The sequence below is a fragment of the Spirosoma terrae genome (genome assembly GCF_010435915.1).
GTDB classification, from domain to species: Bacteria; Bacteroidota; Bacteroidia; order Cytophagales; family Spirosomataceae; genus Spirosoma; species Spirosoma terrae.
Window position 1 is genome coordinate 123,745 of sequence record NZ_JAAFZH010000001.1, and the last position, 16,919, is coordinate 140,663.

14 protein-coding genes are annotated in these 16,919 nt (G+C 46.6%); 7 read left to right on the plus strand and 7 right to left on the minus strand.

What is annotated here, in order from left to right; genetic code table 11:
* Positions 1 to 38 precede the first annotated feature (38 nt).
* The 5 genes from GK108_RS00495 (at position 39) to GK108_RS00515 (ending at position 5,797) form a co-directional block, all read left to right on the plus strand.
* The gene (locus GK108_RS00495; RefSeq protein ID WP_163941184.1) at positions 39 to 668 is read left to right on the plus strand and encodes a thymidine kinase; all 630 of its coding nucleotides are present in this window, start codon (positions 39 to 41) and stop codon (positions 666 to 668) included.
* A 7-nt stretch (positions 669 to 675) separates the two neighbouring features.
* On the plus strand, positions 676 to 2,937 hold the full coding sequence (porZ, locus tag GK108_RS00500; RefSeq protein ID WP_163941187.1) for a type IX secretion system anionic LPS delivery protein PorZ: 2,262 nt from the start codon (positions 676 to 678) through the stop codon (positions 2,935 to 2,937).
* A 72-nt stretch (positions 2,938 to 3,009) separates the two neighbouring features.
* Entirely contained in the window at positions 3,010 to 4,023 is a 1,014-nt protein-coding gene (locus GK108_RS00505; RefSeq protein ID WP_246224599.1) for a phosphotransferase, read from the plus strand.
* A gap of 244 nt (positions 4,024 to 4,267) precedes the next feature.
* On the plus strand, positions 4,268 to 5,248 hold the full coding sequence (locus GK108_RS00510) for a pyruvate dehydrogenase complex E1 component subunit beta (protein WP_163941190.1): 981 nt from the start codon (positions 4,268 to 4,270) through the stop codon (positions 5,246 to 5,248).
* A 186-nt stretch (positions 5,249 to 5,434) separates the two neighbouring features.
* Positions 5,435 to 5,797: a hypothetical protein gene (locus GK108_RS00515; protein WP_163941193.1), complete on the plus strand. Its 363-nt coding sequence runs from the start codon at positions 5,435 to 5,437 to the stop codon at positions 5,795 to 5,797.
* Between the two features lie 7 nt (positions 5,798 to 5,804).
* Here the strand turns inward: GK108_RS00515 and GK108_RS00520 are convergent, their stop codons facing one another.
* The 5 genes from GK108_RS00520 to GK108_RS00540 form a co-directional block, all read right to left on the minus strand.
* A complete protein-coding gene (locus GK108_RS00520; protein ID WP_163941195.1) occupies positions 5,805 to 7,208 on the minus strand; it encodes an MBL fold metallo-hydrolase in 1,404 nt (467 codons plus the stop codon).
* Positions 7,209 to 7,229: 21 nt separating this feature from the next.
* Positions 7,230 to 8,036, minus strand: a complete 807-nt coding sequence (locus tag GK108_RS00525) for a sulfite exporter TauE/SafE family protein (RefSeq protein ID WP_163941198.1) — start codon at positions 8,034 to 8,036, stop codon at positions 7,230 to 7,232.
* 118 nt (positions 8,037 to 8,154) lie between these two features.
* Positions 8,155 to 9,654: an APC family permease gene (locus GK108_RS00530; RefSeq protein WP_163941201.1), complete on the minus strand. Its 1,500-nt coding sequence runs from the start codon at positions 9,652 to 9,654 to the stop codon at positions 8,155 to 8,157.
* 142 nt (positions 9,655 to 9,796) lie between these two features.
* On the minus strand, positions 9,797 to 12,865 hold the full coding sequence (gene secDF / locus GK108_RS00535) for a protein translocase subunit SecDF (RefSeq protein ID WP_163941203.1): 3,069 nt from the start codon (positions 12,863 to 12,865) through the stop codon (positions 9,797 to 9,799).
* A gap of 100 nt (positions 12,866 to 12,965) precedes the next feature.
* A complete protein-coding gene (locus GK108_RS00540; RefSeq protein WP_163941206.1) occupies positions 12,966 to 13,361 on the minus strand; it encodes a hypothetical protein in 396 nt (131 codons plus the stop codon).
* Positions 13,362 to 13,550: 189 nt separating this feature from the next.
* Between GK108_RS00540 and nadC the strand changes: the two genes are divergently transcribed.
* Positions 13,551 to 14,384, plus strand: a complete 834-nt coding sequence (gene nadC / locus GK108_RS00545) for a carboxylating nicotinate-nucleotide diphosphorylase (RefSeq protein ID WP_163941209.1) — start codon at positions 13,551 to 13,553, stop codon at positions 14,382 to 14,384.
* A gap of 58 nt (positions 14,385 to 14,442) precedes the next feature.
* Here nadC and GK108_RS00550 read toward each other — a convergent pair whose 3' ends face one another.
* Positions 14,443 to 15,189, minus strand: coding sequence for an ABC transporter ATP-binding protein (locus GK108_RS00550; RefSeq protein ID WP_163941211.1), 747 nt, complete (start codon positions 15,187 to 15,189; stop codon positions 14,443 to 14,445).
* Between the two features lie 55 nt (positions 15,190 to 15,244).
* Entirely contained in the window at positions 15,245 to 15,976 is a 732-nt protein-coding gene (locus GK108_RS00555) for an MlaE family ABC transporter permease (protein ID WP_163941214.1), read from the minus strand.
* Positions 15,977 to 16,123: 147 nt separating this feature from the next.
* Here GK108_RS00555 and GK108_RS00560 point away from each other — a divergent pair, with 147 nt between their 5' ends.
* A complete protein-coding gene (locus GK108_RS00560) occupies positions 16,124 to 16,801 on the plus strand; it encodes an SDR family oxidoreductase (RefSeq protein WP_163941216.1) in 678 nt (225 codons plus the stop codon).
* The last annotated feature ends 118 nt before the right edge of the window (positions 16,802 to 16,919 follow it).

The window sequence follows — 16,919 nt, forward strand, 5'->3', positions numbered from 1 at the left end:
CTATAAAATATATCGGCTTCTACAACGACCGGCACCAAATGTTTATTGAACCAACTCGACGACGCGAACCTCCTCATCTACGTACTGGCTGGATAGAAGTAATCTGCGGATCCATGTTTTCTGGTAAAACGGAAGAATTAATCCGTCGACTGACCCGCGCTCGGATTGCCAAATTGCAGGTTCGAATTTTTAAGCCAGCCATCGACACGCGTTATGACGAAGAAAATATTGTTTCGCATTCGGCGTTGACTATCCATTCAACGCCTGTGCAAACGGCGGGCCAGATTTTAACGCTGGCCGGTAATTGTGATGTGGTAGGAATTGATGAGGCTCAGTTTTTTGACGAAGAGATTGTAGAGGTTTGTCGTAAACTGGCCGATCAGGGTCAGCGAGTCGTAGTAGCCGGGCTGGATATGGACTTTTCGGGGAAACCGTTTGGCTGTATGCCGCAGTTGCTGGCAACGGCCGAATACGTCACCAAAGTGCATGCCATTTGTGTGGTTTGTGGCGATATTGCGCAGTACTCGTATCGACTCGTTGCCTCAAAAGAACGGGTTTTATTAGGAGAGACGGATAGTTATGAAGCACGCTGTCGGCGGTGTTTCAATCTGGGAGCTGAAGCCGTTCCTAAGGAATGGGCTTACGAAGATGCACACAAAGAGGATTAGCTGACGAATGGATGATAAATGCAATGTCTATCTACGACAACGTAGCTGGTTCTGGCTCCTACTCCTAAGTTTATCATTCATCCATTGCGATTTGTTGTTAGCGCAGATCGGCAACTGGCAAACCCATGTCAGTTATCGATCTGGTCAGTCGGTTGTAGTAGGGGCTGGCAAAGTATACGCGGCCAGCCAGAATGGCCTATTTTATTACGATAAAACAACGAACGAGACCGTAACCCTGTCAAAAAAAGACGGCCTGAGTGATGTTGGAATCAGTCACCTTCTTTACCTGTCCGATCAAAAACGTTTATTGATTGCTTACAGGAGTGGTAATCTGGATTTTCTTTCATTGGACGAATCGGGTGAGCCTGGCGCCGTTCTGAATCTGAATACAATTGTTACCGCTTCCAATCTTCCCCCTTCCCGAACGATCAATCATATTAATCGAGTCGGAAATACTGTTTATCTGAGCACTGATTTTGGACTGGTTGTTCTCGACCTAGTACGGAACGAAATTCGGGACACGTATTTCAGCCAGCGTCCAGATGGCGTAGCGTTGCCTATTTATCAGACAACGGCAACGGCCGATAGCCTTTATGCGCTGACAGGCTCATTGGCAACTGATGGAGTAGGGCGACGTTTACAGGCAATTCGTTTTTCTGCTACTGTAAACATTGCTGATCCGGCTAACTGGCGGGCGGTTCCTGAACCGGGCTCGCAACTGGAGTCTATCGTAACTGCTCAGGATCGATTGGTCGTTACGGTAAATGGGCAGGGGATCTATCAACGTCAAACCGGACGGTGGGTGCTAGTTCAAACACTTGCGAATCCGATAATCCGGCAGTTTACGTCATCGACCGCCGTGATTGTAGCAACCAATTCGACCATTACGATTCCTAACTCAGCTACATTCACCGGAATGCTGTTAACCAATCCTAAAGAGGTCATGGCAGATGGGAATCAGGTTTGGGTAGCTGATGCGCAGAACGGTCTGCTTTATGGCAATGCTGGTACTTTTCAGCAAATTGCTCCGGAAGGTCCAACCCGTGATTTGTTTTCGGGTTTGTATGCCTACTCGAATACGTTGGTTGCCTTACCTAACGCCCCTCAAAGTGCTACGTTGTCTGATAGTGGCCAACCGCCCGTTGAGGTTTTTTCGGTGCCTGATCGTCGATGGCGTAGCGAGACCGGCCTGGGAAGAATTATAGGATTCAATTCCGCTGCTTATTTGCCAAATGAGCAAACCCTATACTTCGGTAGCTATGGCGGTGGTTTGCGAAGCCAGGCAAACGGCCAACCAATAACAACTGTTACGTTGCCAGCCACGATTGGGCCTTATATCAGTTGTATGGCCTCTGATCGGGACGGAAATTTATGGATAGCTACCGCAGGACCGAACGCCCGGCAAGCCACCTTGCATGTTCGGCGGCCCGACGGCCAATTCCAGTCTTTTTCGACCGTTACCATAACAACGATTAACCAGCTAGTACCCGATGATTTTGGCTTTATATGGCTTCGGTTGAGTTCGGGCGGTATTTTGGTATTTGATCCTCAAAACAACCGGAGCCGTTTCCTGACATCTGAAGCAGGGCAGGGCGGTTTGCTGACCAATGCAGTCAGAACATTGGCAAAAGATAGAAACGGAGCAATCTGGGTAGGTACGGACTTGGGGCCGACCGTTTTCGATGATCCAGCAGGGGCATTCGATTTAACCATCGATGCTCAACCTCCTTTATTAAATAGGCGCCGGTTGCTGGCCAATGAACCTGTCTATGCCATTGCGGTTGATGGGGGGAATCGAAAATGGCTGGGTACCCGCTCGGGTCTATACTACGTTGCGCCAGATGGCTCACAATTGCTCGAAACGTTCACGGCAGACAATAGCCCTTTGCCTGCTAACGGTATCCAGACGCTGGCTATTGAGCCAATTAGTGGAAAGGTTTTTATCGAAACCGCTACTGGTTTAATCTCTTACCAGGGCCCAGCCTCAGAGCCTGCTGAAACATTACGTACTATCAATATCTTTCCCAATCCAGTACGTCCTGATTATACGGGAACTGTTGGAATCAATGGATTGACCGAAAATGCTACAGTAAAGATTCTTGATGCGGGAGGGCAACTGGTTTATGAAACCCGTTCACAGGGAGGGACTGCCACCTGGAGCTTACGCGATTATCGGGGGCGTTTGGCGCAGACAGGCATTTATCTGGTTGTTGTTGTGACGTCCGATGGACTGGAAGGCTTAGCTGGCAAGCTTGCTGTTGTTCGGTAAACGAACAGTTTGGTGTACTGTTGGTTGTCAATCTGTTTGATAAGGATACCATTCATATAATCACACTGGGCTATGCTGCACCTCGACATTGAGCGGATCAATATTTTGCAGGATTATCTACGTCGGCGTGGCTGGCTCGATACCGAAGAGGTAATCTCAAGCGTAGAAGAGCCAGGTGAAGGAAAAATGAACGTTACGCTACGTGTGACAACGCCTAATCGTACACTTATTGTGAAGCAATCGAGGGAGTACGTGGAGAAATTTTCGGCTATTCCGGCTCCCGGCAATCGAATTAGTAATGAAGGCCGGTTCTACCAGCTCATACAGCCAGTAGCGATGCTAGCTAGTTATATGCCAGAATTTCTGGGTATCGATGATGAAAACAATATTCTTGTTCTCCGCGATTTAGGAAGCAATCGTCCCTATACATTTCTATACGAATCTGGGCAGACGTTAAATGAGACCGAAGTTGCTGAACTAACCAATTATCTGTCTGAATTGCACCTGCATTTCCTGACAGATCACCCAAATCCCGCGCTTGCCAATCGGGACATGAGGATACTCACTTACGATCACATCTTTAACTCGCCTTTTCTTGACGAGAATGGGTTTGATCTGGACACTGTGCAACCGGGCTTACAGCAGTTGGCTATGGTCTATAAGCAGGATACCAAGCTGAAGAAAGTAATTCAGGAAGTAGGCAGTCTCTATCTGGCCGATTATCAGGCTGGTGACCTGACAACCTTATTACATGGTGACTATTGTCCAAAAAATTGGCTGAAAGCTACTGCTGGCCAATTTTCGGGTATCCGTGTTATTGACCCGGAACGTTGCTTTTATGGACCACCCGAATTTGATGTAGGGGTTATGATGGCACATCTTATGTTGGCTCAGCAGCCTGGGGCGGCTCTGGAAACCGTCTTATCGATTTATGAAAAGCCCGCTGGTTTTAATGACATATTACGACAGCGGTTTACGGGCGTCGAGTTGATGCGTCGTCTGATCGGAATAAGACAGTTGCCCCTGGGTTTGTCTATAGACCAAAAACAGGTATTGCTTGAGGAGGCACATCGTATGCTTCAATAAGTTATAGGCTCCATACTCCCTAACAACTTATCATATCGCCCGTTGTATTGATACGTTCGTTATGAGTTCAATACAGGGAAAAGAAGCGGTTATCATACTTCCTGATAGATATTGTAAGCAGCAATAAACGATGATTTGACGAATCAGGTCATTTTGCCTAATTTTGACCAGTTTTTAGCCAATGCCATTCGTAAGAACCACTACGTTGTTAGGAATGGCATAAAACGAAATCAACCGATTCAGGATGAGAGAAATACAGTTCCGTGAAGCCCTGCGGGAGGCCATGTCGGAAGAAATGCGCCGAGACCCTAAAGTTTATCTGATGGGTGAAGAAGTCGCCGAATACAACGGTGCCTACAAAGTCAGTCAGGGAATGCTGGATGAATTTGGGCCAGAACGGGTAATTGATACGCCTATCGCCGAGTTAGGTTTTGCCGGTATTGGCGTTGGTTCTGCCATAAACGGTCTTCGGCCGATCATTGAATTTATGACCTTTAACTTCTCGCTGGTAGCGATTGATCAGGTCATTAACTCAGCAGCTAAAATTATGTCAATGTCGGGTGGGCAATATTCCTGCCCGATTGTGTTTAGAGGGCCTACGGGTAACGCCGGTATGCTGTCGAGCCAGCACTCCCAGAACTTTGAGAACTGGTTTGCCAATACGTCAGGGTTAAAAGTGGTTGTTCCGTCTAATCCTTACGACGCCAAAGGACTGCTTAAATCATGTATCCGTGACAATGACCCCGTCATTTTCATGGAGTCAGAGCTGATGTACGGCGACAAAGGCCAGGTGCCGGAAGAAGAATATCTGATTCCTATTGGTCAGGCTAATATTGTTCGCGAAGGTAACGACGTAACGATTGTGTCGTTTGGTAAAATTATGAAGGTAGCTCTGGCTGCGGCTGAAGAATTGGCCAAAAATGGCATTTCGGCTGAAGTTATCGATTTACGTTCAGTACGTCCGATCGATTATGCAACCATCATCAATTCTGTTAAGAAAACCAATCGTTGTGTAATTGTCGAAGAAGCCTGGCCATTAGCAGCTATTTCTTCTGAACTGACGTACAATATTCAACGTAATGCTTTTGACTATCTGGATGCGCCTGTTGTTCGGGTAAATAGTATGGACTTACCATTGCCATACGCGCCTACGTTAATAGAAGCCATTTTGCCAAACGTTAAACGTACATTGCAGGCTGTTGATACCGTGATGTATAAGAAATAAGGTAAGAGATACCTTACAAAAAAAGCGCTGAGTGTAGACTCAGCGCTTTTTTTTGGCCATAAAAAAAGCCCGTCTGATTAGAGCGAGCATCTGTTTTGTGGCGTAGTTGATAGTAAAACGATCTGGGCTAGTATTTAGTTTACGACTTGAAAAATTGTTCAATTATTTTTCATATTATTGTTGATAATGAACATAGCTCCAGAAAAACCGCAAAAACAACCTCGAATTCGGCCAACGGGCCGAATTATATACGAAGTGACAGTTAGTCATGTGGGAACGTTAAATTCAATTCGTCAGCGAGAATCAGCCGTAATTTACTTTTCAAATCTTCGGAAAGCTGTTGATGCCATTACCGCTGAACTTGCCCTCACGAATTGGCCGCCCAAGGTTAACTATACCGCCGTTTATAGAGGTATCAAGCAACGGGATTTTTATAGTTGTGATTTTGACGTAGCAGGGACGCGGGTTTTCCGTATTAAAATTATTGCCCGAGTGCTTAATCCCGCGTTGCCACGACTAGGCATTGATGATAACCCCGCTGCTACATAATGAGGTATTATTCGGCAGCCGCTATTTCACCAATAATCGGAACCACCGTTTTTTTGATGGCACCCATACCGCCTTCAACATTTACTACGTTAGCGAACCCCCGGGCTTTTAGAATAGAGTTCGCTATCATTGACCGGTAGCCGCCAGCGCAATGGACGTAAATAGAGCCATCGTGACTGATTTCGGCCATATGGTCATTGAGGTTATCCAGCGGTAAATTTCGGGCACCAGATATGTGCTCTACATCGAACTCGGTTGGCTTGCGTACATCAACTACTTCCTGAACAATGCCTGTTTGCCATCTATCCGCAAATTCTTCAGCCGAAATTGACTCAATCGTATCGGTTTCTTTACCGGACTGTTGCCAGGATGTGAAGCCTCCTGCCAGGTAGCCAATGCAGTTATCGTACCCAACGCGTGCCAGACGAACAATTGTTTCCTGTTCCAGTCCGGCAGGAGTTACTAAAGCAATTGGCTGGTTCAGGTCTGGAATTAGGGCGCCAACCCAGGGGGCAAATTGGCCATTCAGGCCAATATTGATTGAATTTGGAATAAAGCCTTGTGCGAAATCAACTGCGTTCCTAACATCCAGGACTAAGGCGTTATAATCATTCACAGTTGCTTCAAAAGCGTCGGGAGTTAGTGCCTGGTCACTACGTTGAAGTACTCGGTCTAGGCTTTCGTAGCCGTCTTTATTTAAGCGGGCGTTTTCGGCGAAATAAGCCGGGGCAGCAGTGAGCCCATCCAATACCTGTTTTGTGAATTCGTCTTTCGATTTTGCCCTTAACGCGTAATTGAAGCGTTTCTGGTTGCCGAGCGTATCAGTAGTTTCTTTACTCATGTTTTTACCACAAGCCGAACCTGCACCATGAGCTGGATAGACAATCACATGATCTGGCAAGGGCATGAGTTTGGCATTCAGACTATCGTAGAGCATCCCTGCCAGATCCTGTTCGGTCAGATCACCCTTGATTGCCAGATCCGGCCGACCAACATCGCCAATGAACAACGTATCGCCTGTGAAAATAGCATGCTCTTTTCCATGTTCGTCCAGTAGCAAATAGGTAGTTGACTCAAGGGTGTGCCCAGGTGTATGAAGTACTTTAATCGTTACGTTCCCTAATGGAAACAGTTCACCATCGTAGGCATGATGAGCCTCGTAGTTTGTAGTTGCCTTTGGGCCGTATACAATGGTTGCGCCTGTTTTCTTCGCTAAATCGAGATGACCCGACACAAAATCGGCATGAAAGTGAGTCTCAAAAACATACTTGATCGTTGCCCCTGCCTTTTCTGCTTTCCGGATGTAAGGCGACGTTTCGCGAAGCGGGTCAATGATAGCCGCTTCACCATTGCTTTCAATGTAATACGCTCCCTGAGCGAGGCAACCTGTATATAATTGTTCGATAATCATAAGTACAATTCTCAGAGCTGGCTATCGAATTGATGATAGTTCTTTGGTAATCATGTAGAAAGCTACTATCAACACGAACCAGCCAAATCCTTTTTTGAGTCGGTCAGGCGCAACGAATCGGCCAAGATAGGTGCCGATAAAAATGCCGATGATAGATAAACCCGTAAACGGTAGCAGAAAATTCCATGCTAAGCTGGTATGGTGGATGTCGCCAATAAACCCAACAAAAGAATTGACGGCAATAATAAGTACAGATGTTGCTACGGCCCGATGAATGGGTAAACCCGCTAACAATACCAACATAGGCACAATTAAAAAACCACCACCTGCTCCAATTGTACCCGTGAGTAAGCCCACGGCTAATCCGTCAAGAGATAACGTAGTATATCGAGGTCGTCCGTCGGCAGCTTCGCCCTGTTCTGGCCGAGTGCTACGTATCATGGCACGAGCCGCCAGAATCATTACCGTTGCAAAGAAGTATAAAATTGCGTTGCTTTTGGCTAATACAAACCGGTCGAGCTGGAAAAGCGGATCAGGAATCGCCGGAACTAAAAAACGCCGGCTCAGATAAACCGAAACAAACGATGGTAAGGCAAAGGCGGCTGTTACGCGTAGGTCAACCCGTTTGTTGATGATATGATTAATTGAACCCACTAACGACGTAGCGCCCACTACAAATAAGGAATACGTAGTGGCTAGAAGGGTGGGTATATGGAAAACATACACAAAAATCGGGACGGTCAGGATCGATCCTCCTCCGCCCGCCAAACCAATTACTAAGCCCACTATAATAGCAGATGCATAGCCAAGAATTTCCTCTCCGCTCATTTGTGAGCAAAGCTAGCTAATCTACGAATCCATTTTGGACACATCGATAAGTAAATAAAACGGCCTGCTCTTCGTCAGATGAGAGCAGGCCGTTGCCGTGTTGTAAACGGGAAGGATGTTATTCCTCCGGGTTATTCAGATTACTGTGTTTACGGCTATAGGCGAAATAGACGATTATTCCCAGTGTACCCCATACGAGGAAAGCAATTTTCGTATCGATGCGTAGGTTCCACATCAGGTACAGATTGGCCAGTATACCACAGGTTGCCACAAGCGGTAGGGCAGGAGTTTTGTAAGGACGTTCCAGGTTTGGCTCCCGGACACGTAGCAACCATACCGCACCACAAATCATGGCAAAAGCAAGCAATGTACCTGAGCTACACAGCTCCGATACTTTGTCGATCGGTGTAAGGGCGGCCACAATGGATACAATTGTACCAACCAGGATCGTACTTCTCCAGGGCGTTTTGAAGGTTGGGTGAATGGCGGCAAACAGACCTTTTGGCAATAGGCCATCTTTAGCCATACCGAGGAATACACGGGTCTGGCCAAGCATCATCACCAGCATTACCGACGTCAGACCAGCAATAGCGGCAATTGTAATGATATAAACCGCCCAGGTAAGGCCAATATCCGCAAAGGCCTGAGCAACAGGTGCTTTTAGGTCCAGGCTCGTATACTTAACCATGCCGGTTAGTACGCCGGTTACCAGAATATAAAGTATCGTACAAATAATCAACGAAGCGATAATAGCAAACGGTACGTCCTTACGAGGGTTAATCGCTTCTCCCGCCTGGGTAGAAACGGCATCGAAACCGATATAGGCAAAAAACACGATACTGGCCGCTGTTACGATACCGCTGAAACCATAGTGTTGCTGCCCATCTTTCATCACTGGTTCTGGAATGAACGGAGTCCAGTTGGCTGTATCGATGTAGAACGCACCTACGACAATAACGAATATAACAACGGCAACTTTCAGGATTACGATCAGGTTGTTGGTGCTGGCGGCTTCTTTAATTCCTTTCACCAGAATATACGTAACGACCCAGACGATGATAAAGGCTGGTAAATTCATTGCGAAGGTGAAGTCAGGAACGGCTTGTCCAGCGGCACGTAGCGCTTCAGCTTTTTCGTGTGCTGTAACCGGGTCGTTCATGAGCCACAATGGTGGATCTATATGAAACAGATGCAGTAGCTTCTCAAAATAGCCCGACCAGCTAACAGCAACAGTTGTTGCCCCCATCATATACTCCAGAACCAGATTCCAGCCGATAAACCAGGCGAATATTTCACCCACTGTACCATAGGAGTAAGCATAAGCTGAGCCTTCAACTGGCAAAATGGAAGCAAACTCGGCATAACAGAGCGCAGCGAACGTACAGGCCAGACCCGCTAAGACAAACGATAATACGAGTGCCGGACCAGCCCATTGGTTTGATGCGATACCGGTTAGTACAAAGACGCCCCCGCCAATAACGGCCCCGATTCCCAATGAAGTTAGCCCCCATCGAGTCAGGACACGTTTAAGCTCACTCTTTTGCATATCTGCTTCATAAGCCGAAAGGGGCTTTTTCCGCATTATGCTTGTATCAACTGGTTTTAGTTTGGTTTCCATGTAGGAAAATAGAGTTTGGTGATTGTGCCTTTTAGAAAAAGAATGTTAGGTGAAAACGTCGGGAAATATAACAAATTATCCGACATAAATCAGAAAAAGCCGAACAGCTTTCAGACTGTTCGGCTTTCTGGTTACTAACTTATTAGGATTGAGAAGGACGAATCAAAGGCTTTTTGTCTTTCTTCTCTTTTTTGGCTGTAAACTCCTCTGGTGTAGCAGGAGCCGTTGTGGTGAAATCGGCAGGAATAGCATCGAATCCTGTTTTCTTCTCAATTGTTGGTTTGCTGTCATCCTTGCCTTCATCGCGGCTCAGGGCATCAACTACAATCGGTGTAGCAACGAACAACGATGAATACGTACCCACAATAACACCAATCAGCATGGCGAACGAGAAGCCCCGAATGGTTTCTCCGCCGAAGAAGAACAAGACAAGCAGTACAAGAATGGTTGAGAAACCAGTTACCGCCGTGCGACTTAATGTACTGTTCAGAGCGTTGTTGATAATTGTCGGTATGCTTTCATTCTTGCCCCGGTTTTCACTCAGGTATTCCCGAACCCGGTCGAAAACGACGACAGTATCGTTCATGGAATAACCCATAATGGTAAGAAGGGCTCCCACAAACGCCTGGTCAACATCGAGCGAGAATGGTAAGAAACCATTAAAGATCGAGAAGATAGCCAGAATGATTAATACGTCGTGGAACATGGCCACAACGGCTCCGTAACCAAAGGCCAGCCGTTTAAAGCGGATAAGAATGTAGGCGAATACAACGGCTACTGCCAGCAGAATTGACCATAATGCTGATGTTAGAATATCGTAAGCAATGGTTGGACCTACTTTCTGCGAGCTTTCGATTTTAGCTGGATTGCCTTGAATCGTACTTAGCCCTTTGTAAACAGTAGCTTCAGCCCGCTTGTCGGCACCTTCTGAATTGTCATCGACCAGATAAGGTGTCGTTACTTTAACCTGATTGGCGCCAATACCTGTGCCACCGTAGGTTTTAACTTCTGGCGATGAGCCTAAAACACCTTCAAGGGCATTACGAACATCATCCGTACTAACAGCTTTTTCAAAACGTATTACGTAAGAACGACCACCTTTGAAGTCAACGCCCAATCCGAACCCTTTGAAAAGAACCGAGATAATACCAGCAGCAATAATTACCGACGAAATCGTGTAGTACAGCTTACGGCGAGAGACGAAATCAAAGTTAGAATCAGCGAATAGATTCTTGGCCCATGTCGACGTAAAGGTTAGCGTTTTGCCATTACGGATATAATACTCTAGCAGCAGGCGGGTGATGAAAACGGCAGCAAACAACGAGGTAAGAATACCAATGATCAGCGTTGTTGCGAAACCGAGGATCAAGCCTGTACCGAAGATAAACAGGACGATACCGGTAAGAAAGGTCGTTACGTTCGAGTCGATAATTGATGACATCGCGTGTTTGAAGCCATCACTAACCGCTAGTTTAAATGTTTTTCCCTGCTCTAACTCTTCTTTGATACGTTCAAAAATCAGTACGTTAGCATCAACCGCCATACCAATAGAAAGAACAATACCCGCAATACCTGGCATGGTCAGTACAGCTCCGAGTGAAGCCATTACGCCTAACAGGAAGAACAGGTTAATGAGAAGCGCGATATCGGCAATGAATCCAGCCCGGTTGTAATAGAACAACACGAAAGCGAAAACGAGAAGAATACCAACTACGGATGAAATTACCCCAGCGCTTACTGCTTCTGACCCCAGCGTAGCACCCACAACGCTTTCTTCAACGATTGTGGTTGGAGCAGGTAGTTTACCGGCTTTCAATACGTTGGCCATATCTTTGGTTTCTTCAACAGTGAAGTTACCGGAGATGCTGGAACGACCATTGGGGATCTCATTCTGTACGTTTGGAGCGGTGTAAACCAGGTTGTCAAGCAGAATGGCAACCGGACGGCCAACGTTGGCAGCTGTCAGGTTTTTCCATTTACGAGCGCCTTCTGGATTCATGTTCATGGTTACTTCAGGACGACCACGATCATCATAATCATTCGACGCATCCGTAATGACGTCGCCCTCCAGAGGAGCACGGCCACCTGGCTTTCTCAGGAAATAAAGAGGCAGAATTTCTTTACCATCCGTTGCCTTGAAGGATTTACGATCCCAGGCAAAAATGGCATCGGCAGGGAACAGGCTACGTACTTCTGGGGCATTCAGAACGGCATTGGCACGAGCAGTGTCTTTCAGGTAAACACCAAGCTGGTCCTGACCAACGGGTAAGAAAAGCTGGGTCAAGGCTGTACCCTGCGCAGCTGCAGCGGCTGTATCAGTTTTGGCCGTCGAATCTTTTTTCGCGCCCTGAGCCAGCTGAGATTCCAGGCTTGATCCTGCAGCAGTTGTTCCGGCTGTTGGCGTTGTGGTTTTCTGAGTTGCTTTACGAGCCGCTTCCTGCTGTAATAAATAAGCACCGATACCTTCAATGGCTGGAGCCAGTTCATTTAAGCGGTAAACTTCAGTGAATTCAAGTTTCGCCGATCCGGTTAACAGTCGACGAATACGTTCTGGGTTATCAACACCCGGTAATTCGATTTGAATACGTCCAGAACCCGGTAAGCGCTGAATGTTTGGGTTGGCTACCCCAAACTTATCGACCCGTGCCTGGATGATCTGGAAAGCACGACCAAAAGCACCTGAGACTTCTTCGTTCAGTAACTTACGAACTTCGGTATCCGACGACTGGAAATTGATCCGGCTGCGGTTTGCGCTGGTTGCGAAAATGGTAGCCAGCTTCGTATCGGGGGCCAGCTTCTTAAAGTTGTTGGCAAATAGATCCACAAAGCTGGTGTTGCTTGTTTTCTGATCTTCCTGGGCCAGTTTTAACGCTTCGTTGAATTTAGGATCGCGGTTGTTACCCGACAAGCTACGTAGAATATCGGCAGGCGATACTTCCAACACTACGTGCATACCACCCTGCAGATCAAGCCCAAGTCCTAGCTCACGCTCGGTTACTTCCTGTAACGTACTGCCCAAATAAACGGGCTCTTTCCAGAGCGAGTCCAGATAATGCTGCTTTTTAGCAGGATCAACCTGGCCTTGCTTATTGGTAGCGTAAGCCTCTGCATCAGATTTGATGCCTCTTGAGACAAACGTAAATGACAGGAAATAGAGGCAAATAGCCGTCAGTACACCCGTCAGGATTAATATTCCAGTTCTATTTTGCATGAGAAGTAACGAGCTTGAGGCTCGTTGGAGAAAATTGATTTACTTGGAAAGGAAAGATAATAGACTACTAATCAGGCTTGTGCCTGGGGGGAATGCTACGTTAGGGCGCATTCGTGGCTATATGGTGACCGAATACGTATTTGAAGTAAGAAAAATAAAAATGCGGAAGCATGAAATGCCGGAGCAAAGGAACGCTCAACAGCAATAGGATTACGAGCGTTGGAGCTGGCAGCAAAAAAGCGGTTTGGCTGCCACCATCAAGTGTAATAGCTGGCGTAACGACCGCTTCAAACTGGGCCGCACTCAGTTGGGCATCTGACGAGTGAGAATCAGTTGGTTTGCCTGTTTTACTCTGATCAGCAACCGATTGAACGCCAGATACGTTAATCGCTGATACGCGCTGCATCAAACCGACCTGTCCCCAAACTGCGGTAATGAGCAGTAATGAGGCCAGAAAAAGGCTCGAAAGACGTTGTATAGCGCGCGGTTGCTTCATGAATTGCTTTAGCGGATGACAAATTTCGTACCATTTGCGGAACTATGCAAGCGGTTTCAGCTGGATTATCAGAATTAACTGAAACTATGTCAGGCAGAAACAGAATAGTTAGGCCTCAATTCCTAAAAGCGGGCTTATACGATATGGCTAGTTAGTCCGCGTGAAAAATAATCTTAGTACCTTGCGTGCATGAATCTGCATGAATTTATTCAATTAGCTTTAGCTGAAGATGTTGGCGATGGCGACCATACATCCCGTTCTACAATACCAGCCGACGCGCAGAAACGGGCCCGGTTGCTGGTTAAAGAAGCTGGTGTTTTGGCTGGTGTAGACGTTGCGCAGGCGATTTTTGCGGAAGTTGACCCAACGTTTGAGGTCGATATTTTGCTACGTGATGGCGCCAGTATCAAACCTGGCGATGTTGTTTTAACCGTCAGCGGGAATGCACGTAACATTTTAACTGCCGAACGGCTGGTTCTGAACTGCATGCAGCGTATGAGTGGTATTGCTACGCATACTCGGCAATTAGTGGATTTGCTGGAAGGCACACGCGCAAAGCTGCTCGATACGCGCAAAACAACCCCAAATTTTCGGATTTGTGAGAAAATGGCTACCAAAATCGGAGGAGCTGTCAACCATCGATTTGGCTTATATGATATGATTCTCATTAAAGACAATCATATTGATTATGCCGGAGGCATTGAAGCCGCCATTACCAAGGCGGTTACGTATCTGAACGAAACCGGTCGAACACTACGTATCGAGATTGAAACCCGGAATCGTGCCGAAGTAGAAGAAGTTTTACGGGTTGGTCAGGTCGATGTTATTCTGCTTGATAATTTTTCGCCCGACGGTATTCGCGATATGGTACGACTTATCAATGGACGTTTCATAACCGAAGCATCGGGCGGTATCGACGAAACAAACTTGCGGGCTTATGCGGAAACAGGTGTTGATTTTATCTCGTCGGGGGCACTGACCCACCAGATTAAAAGCCTGGATTTAAGTCTGAAAGCTTATTAAAACAAAACGGACGTAGCATAGAAGAATGCTACGTCCGTTTTGTTGGTACGGTTGAATTTTATTTCTCCATTTCTCTCAGCAACTTATTGGCGAAGATAAACTCATTTAATTCAGGAACACTGGATTGGGTTAACGTATTACTATCGCCTTCCCATAGTTTATTCCCTTTATAGAGGAACATAATTTTTTCGCCAATTTCCATCATCGAGTTCATGTCGTGGGTGATCACCACCGTAGTAATTTTATACTCATCAGTGATTTCAGAAATAAGCTGATCGATTTTTATAGAGGTTAGCGGGTCGAGGCCAGAGTTAGGCTCATCGCAGAACAGATACTTAGGGTTAAGAACAATTGCTCGGGCAATACCTACCCGTTTCTTCATACCACCACTTATTTCTGATGGCATTCGGTCGCCCGCATTCTCCAAACCAACTCGTTGTAGGCATTCCTGTGCTCTATCCAGTTTCTCGCTTTCCGATTGTTCCGTTAACATATCAAGCGGAAAACGAACGTTTTCAAGAACCGTCTTGGAATCGAATAGCGCTGATCCCTGAAACAGTACGCCCATTTCGCGCCGGATCGCTTTTTGCGATTCGAGATCGACGGTCAAAAAGTTGCGACCATCATATAAAACCTCACCAGAGTCGGGCTTGACCAAGCCGATCATGCATTTCAGCAGAACGCTTTTACCCGTACCACTACCGCCGATAATCAAACTTGTGTCGCCCGGCTTGAACGTACCATCTATCCCGGCCAGTACCTGTCGGTCGCCAAACGTTTTTGCTATATTTTTAATTTCGATCATGTGAGCCAGAAGAAAAGTGCCTGCGCGAATGCTACGGCTATGCTTTCGGTTTTCACTACGTCAGTAAAATCTGAGTCAGAATAAAGTCGGCCGCCACGATCGCAATACAGCTATTGGTAACGGCTGACGTTGACGCAGCACCCACTTCCAGCGCCCCACCGCTAACATTGTAGCCCTGATAAGCCGAAATGGTGGACACTAGAAAGGCAAATACAACAGTTTTAATGAGTGCGAACGTAACGCCAAAGGGTTTGTAATCGAAACGCAGACCTGAAACATAATCTTCGGGAGAGATAACACCGGCTAAAACACCGGCGATGTATCCGCCTAAAATCGACAGAAAGCCCGCCATCATAACCAGAAGAGGGAACATGAGCACAGATGCAATAACTTTGGGGAGCACCAGATAAGAGCTTGAATTAATACCCATAACTTCCAATGCATCGATTTGCTCCGTAATACGCATAGTGCCCAATTCACCGGCAATATTGGAGCCTACTTTACCAGCCAGTACAATACAGGATAGCGTAGGAGCCAGTTCCAGAATGGTACTGTCGCGTACGATAAGGGCGATAATGTTTTTAGGAACGAATGGGTTAGTCAGGTTGTAAGCCGTTTGTACGCAGGTGACGGCGCCAATAAACGTATTGACGAGCGCTACTATAAAAATGGAGCCAACGCCAATCGAGGTGCATTCATTCAAAATAAGGCCCAGATAAACCCGCATTTTCTCTCTATTCCGGAAGAGAGAACCAAGAAAAATGAAATAATGACCTAATCGTGACATAAACTGCGTAAAGAGAAGCAAAAGTGCCGTTTCGATTATTGGACTGCGGCAATATCGAGAGAACCCCAGCAAAGATAGAATGGTTTCTAACGTAACTTGCGCCGTATCCTAAAGCAGTAGTATAGACAAAAAAGTTTTATCGTTTGTATGAATCCATTGGCTGTAGTGACAGGAGGGAGCAAAGGTATCGGCCGTGCTATTGCCGAACGATTTGTTAACGAAGGGTTTGATGTTGTTGTTTGTGCGCGTGCCATCGACGATGTGCAGGCGGAAGGATTGATTCCGTTTGCCGCTGATCTATCGGATCGATCAGGAGTTGACGCACTGCTACGGTATATTCATTCCTTGAATCGACCCGTTGATATTCTGGTGAACAATACGGGCATTTTTTTGCCCGGACAAATTCAAAATGAAGCAGAAGGAACCTTCGAGCTGACCATGAACACGAATGTTGCCAGTGCCTACCATCTGACAAGAGGGTTACTGACAGACATGATTGCCAGACGAAAAGGACACATTTTTATGATGTGCTCAACGGCTAGCATTACGGCTTATACGAATGGAGGGTCTTACTGCATTTCTAAATTTGCTTTGTTAGGCATGAGCCGTGTTTTACGGGAAGAGCTAAAAACACATGGCGTTAAGGTCACGGCAGTATTGCCAGGTGCTACGTTAACTGCCAGTTGGGAGGGAACCGACCTGCCAGAGGAGCGTTTTATGAAAGCCAGTGATGTTGCCGATAGCGTTTGGGCTGCTTACACGCTGTCGCAAAGTGCGGTTGTTGAGGAGGTGTTGATTCGTCCACAGCTGGGGGATATTCCTTAAATATTTTAATAATGCGGATTAGCCTGATGCTGCATAACGGTTGACTAACGACTCTTTCGTATCTTGCGGCACACTTCATCCTCCTAAGCGTATAACTGTTCACTGTTAACTGATTTCT